Annotated in this window: 4 protein-coding genes; 3 read left to right on the top strand and 1 reads right to left on the bottom strand. The window is 53.7% G+C overall.

Translation table 11 applies throughout. From position 1 onward, the window contains the following. Positions 1-395: prepilin-type N-terminal cleavage/methylation domain-containing protein (locus IBX51_RS14485; RefSeq protein ID WP_291832014.1), on the bottom strand; the 395-nt coding region annotated here is incomplete at its 3' end. Between the two features lie 65 nt (positions 396-460). Between IBX51_RS14485 and pilB the strand changes: the two genes are divergently transcribed. The 3 genes from pilB to IBX51_RS14470 form a co-directional block, all read left to right on the top strand. Then, the gene (gene pilB, locus IBX51_RS14480; RefSeq protein WP_291832013.1) at positions 461-2167 is read left to right on the top strand and encodes a type IV-A pilus assembly ATPase PilB; all 1707 of its coding nucleotides are present in this window, start codon (positions 461-463) and stop codon (positions 2165-2167) included. Positions 2168-2169: 2 nt separating this feature from the next. Further along, the gene (locus IBX51_RS14475) at positions 2170-3390 is read left to right on the top strand and encodes a type II secretion system F family protein (protein ID WP_291832012.1); all 1221 of its coding nucleotides are present in this window, start codon (positions 2170-2172) and stop codon (positions 3388-3390) included. An 88-nt stretch (positions 3391-3478) separates the two neighbouring features. Beyond that, on the top strand, positions 3479-4342 hold an 864-nt coding region (locus tag IBX51_RS14470), incomplete at its 3' end, for an A24 family peptidase (RefSeq protein WP_291832011.1).

The following is a 4342-nucleotide window of genomic DNA, read 5'->3' as shown; positions in this document are numbered from 1 at the left end:
ATCGCCACAACGATCATCAGTTCGATCAGGGTAAAACCCTTCTGACCATGATTCATTTTAACTTCTTGCATGTTATCGACCTCTAGAGTTGTCGTTTCTTTTATCAAAGCCCTGGCCGTCAGGCACATTCCCAACCAGCCGCGCTGAGCCTGCGATAAATTAAGCACCCATCGTGCCAAATGCAAGATAATGTTAAAAATAAACGCATATTCAGGGTGTTGCATCCCTCTGTGACACACATCACACGAGGAAAAACCACAAAGCATCGCCCCAACACGTCCAGGAGTGACGTTTTTTGTCACCACCCCTAACACAAGCCGACCAGCATATTTCAGCGACATGTCTTTGAGAAAGATCAAAGCTGAGACCCACCCCGCTTTCCAAACCCCGGCCATGCATCTAAACTCTGTGTTCATAAACACGAGTTTCAGCCACTTATAAGACTTTCCTCAGAGCATTTATGGCGAGCAGCAACCGAAACGTGACCCTGACGGGCCTGGCCCGGCGATTTGTGGATGACGGGCTTCTGGATGAAGACACCGCCAAAGATGCCTTTATTCAGGCCTCCCAGAACCGCATTCCTCTAATTACCTATCTTACCCAAAACCAATTGGCCGACAGCTCCAAACTGGCGTTTTCCGCAGCTATGGAGTTTGGTGTGTCGGTGATGGACCTGGACGCCTTTTTGCCGGACATGATGCCGGAGAAGGTGGTGGACGAGAAGCTGGTGCGCAAACACAACGCCCTGCCCCTCTACAAACGCGGCAACCGGCTGTTTATTGCAGTATCAGACCCCACCAACATTCAGGCATTGGATGAAATCAAGTTCAACACCGGTCTGAGTACCGATGCCATCCTGGTGGATGATGCCAAGCTGCGGTCAGCCATCGAAAGGTATCTTGAATCCAGCGATAGCTCCATGGGAGACCTGGATGACGCAGACCTTGAGGGTGTAGAAACCGAGGGCGGCGATCAGGACGACGATGGCGCCGTGACCGAGGTAGATGATGCCCCCATCGTGAAGTACGTCAACAAGATGCTGCTTGACGCCATTCGTGGCGGCGCGTCTGACGTTCACTTTGAGCCTTATGAGAAAACCTACCGCGTTCGTTACCGGACAGACGGTATTTTGAAAGAGATTTCCCGCCCCTCCATCAAGCTGGCACCCAAGATTTCCGCCCGGGTAAAAATCATGGCGCAGCTGGATATTTCCGAGCGGCGGGTGCCCCAGGACGGCCGGATCAAGATGAAGCTGTCCAAAACCAAGGCCATCGACTTTCGGGTAAACACCCTGCCCACCTTGTGGGGTGAGAAGATCGTTCTGCGAATCCTGGACCCAAGCCAGGCCAAGCTGGGCATTGATGTGCTTGGCTATGAAGAAGAACAGAAGAAGTTATACATGGACGCCCTGGCTCAACCCCAAGGCATGATCCTGGTGACCGGGCCGACCGGCTCCGGTAAAACGGTGTCTCTGTATACCGGCCTGAACATTCTGAACACGCCGGCCATCAACATTTCCACGGCGGAAGATCCGGCCGAGATTAACCTGGAAGGCATTAACCAGGTTAACGTGAACACCCGGGTGGGTCTGGGCTTTGCGGAAGCACTGCGAGCCTTCCTGCGGCAAGACCCGGACGTAATCATGGTGGGGGAGATCCGGGATCTGGAAACCGCCAACATTGCGATCAAGGCGGCACAAACCGGGCACCTGGTGCTATCCACGTTGCACACCAACAGCGCGGCGGAAACCCTGACCCGAATGATGAACATGGGGGTACCGGCCTTCAACATTGCCACTTCGGTCAGCCTGATTATTGCCCAGCGTCTTGGCCGGCGGCTGTGCAGCTGCAAGCAGCCCATGGACGTGCCAAAAGACGTGCTTTTGAAGGAAGGGTTCACACAAGAACAAATTGATACAGGCTTCACGTTGTACCGCCCAAAGGGCTGTGATAAATGCACTAGTGGATACAAAGGCCGCGTCGGGATTTACGAGGTGGTAAAGATTACCGAAGAGCTGGCGAGCATGATTATGGAAGAAGCCAGTTCCATCAAAATTGCAAAACAGGCGCAGGCAGAAGGCTTCGCTAACCTGAGACAATCGGCGCTGCTTAAAGTGATGCAGGGTGTGACCAGTCTTGAGGAAGCCAACCGCGTTACGAAGGATTAAGCATGGCAGAAAAAGCGCAAAAGCTGGAATCGTACGTTTGGGAAGGCAAGGATCGCAAAGGTAACAAAGCCAAGGGGGAGCTGACCGGCTCCAACCTGGCGTTGGTGAAAGCCCAATTGCGAAAGCAAGGCATTATCCCGGACAAGGTTAAAAAGAAGCCCAAACCACTGTTTGGCGGCAGCAAAAAAATAACGCCGTTTGATATAGCCATGCTCACTCGCCAGCTGGCTACCATGATGAAAGCCGGCGTGCCGTTGGTGCAGAGCTTTGACATCGTAGCTGACGGCCTTGAGAACAAAGGCTTGCAGGAACTGGTCATGAACATCCGGAATGACATTTCTTCCGGTACCGGCTTTGCCGCTTCCTTGCGCAAATACCCGAAGCATTTTGACAACCTGTATTGCAACCTGGTGGATTCCGGCGAGAAAGCCGGTGCGCTGGAGCAAATGCTGGATCGAATTGCCCTGTATCTTGAGAAAACCGAACTGCTGAAGAAGAAAGTCAAAAAGGCGATGACCTACCCAATCGCCGTTATTGTGGTGGCCATTGTGGTTACTGCCATTTTGCTGGTGAAAGTGGTGCCGCAGTTTGAAAGCCTGTTCCAAGGCTTTGGCGCTGATCTTCCGGTATTCACCCAGATGGTGGTCAACCTCTCGGAATGGATGCAAACCTGGTGGTTTGTGGTGCTCCTGGGCATCGTAGGTACGATTTATCTCTTCAAAGAATCCAAGCGCCGCTCACAGAAGTTTTCGGACCTTGTTGATAAATACGTTCTTAAATTACCGATCGTTGGTGAAATTCTTGACAAGTCCGCCGTTGCCAAATTCGGCCGGGTGCTTTCAACAACCTTTGCAGCCGGTGTTCCCCTGGTGGATGCTCTGGATTCCGTGGCCGGTGCCACCGGTAACGCGGTCTACCGGGATGCGATCATGAACATCAAGAACGATGTATCCAGCGGTACTCAGTTGCAGGCATCTATGCGCGAACAGGACATCTTCCCGGTGATGGCCGTGCAACTGACCGCCATTGGTGAAGAGTCGGGTAACCTGGACGACATGCTGGAGAAGGTCGCCGTGCATTACGAGGCCGTGGTAGACGACATGGTCGATAACCTGACCACACTTATGGAGCCCATGATCATGGCCGTCCTGGGTGTGCTGGTTGGCGGCTTGATCATCGCCATGTACCTGCCGATCTTCCAGATGGGTCAGGTTGTTGGCTGAGTTTTCGCCTTAGTCGCCCGGCCACACCCTATTACCCCGCTCCCTCCCCGGGAGCGGGGTCCATTTTCAGCTCAAAACGAGTGCTTTAATGCCTACCCTCGACGTTTTTCTCTCCACCCCCTGGCTTCTCTACTTCACAGTGATTCTTTTCTCGCTTTGCATTGGCAGTTTTCTGAACGTGGTCATCCTGCGCCTGCCCAAAATGATGCAGCAGGAATGGCGCTGCCAGTGTGAGGAGTTTCTGGAAGTCCCGGATAAACAGCGAAAAGCCGACACGCCCATATCGCTGTCCAAACCGGCCTCTACTTGCCCGTCTTGCGGCCATAAGATTCGTGCCTGGGAGAATATCCCGGTGATCAGCTGGCTTGCGCTGCGGGGCAAGTGTTCTTCCTGCAAGACACCTATCTCCGTGCGCTATCCGGCCATTGAGGCGATTACCGCGTTGTTTTCGGTAGTAACCGTAGCTTTGCTGGGGCCAACGGAGTCAGCCTTGTGGGCATTGCTGTTGGTGTGGTCGCTGATTGCTTTAACGATGATAGATTTTGATACCCAGCTGTTGCCAGACAGCATTACCTTGCCGCTGATGTGGCTGGGGCTGGTGTTAAATTATTTTGGCGTGCTGACGGATTTTCAGAGCGCTTTCTGGGGCGCGGTGGCGGGGTATTTGTCGCTGTGGTCGGTGTATTGGCTGTTCAAACTGGCGACTGGCAAGGAGGGCATGGGGCATGGTGACTTCAAGTTGTTGGCGGCGCTGGGGGCCTGGCTGGGGTGGCAGTTGTTGCCTGCGGTGATTTTGCTGTCGTCTTTGGTGGGGGCGGTGGTTGGTATTGCGCTGATGGTGTTCAAGAAGCATGGGCGGGAGGTGCCGATTCCGTTTGGGCCTTATCTGGCGGCGGCTGGGTTGTTGGGGCTTTGGTTTGGAGGGGAGATTTTGGGGATTTGGTTTGGGGTT

This window comes from Marinobacter sp. (assembly GCF_014859525.1).
Lineage (GTDB): Bacteria > Pseudomonadota > Gammaproteobacteria > Pseudomonadales > Oleiphilaceae > Marinobacter.
The sequence above is the reverse complement of the archived record's forward strand: the minus strand, read 5'-3'. Positions and strand labels throughout refer to the sequence as shown.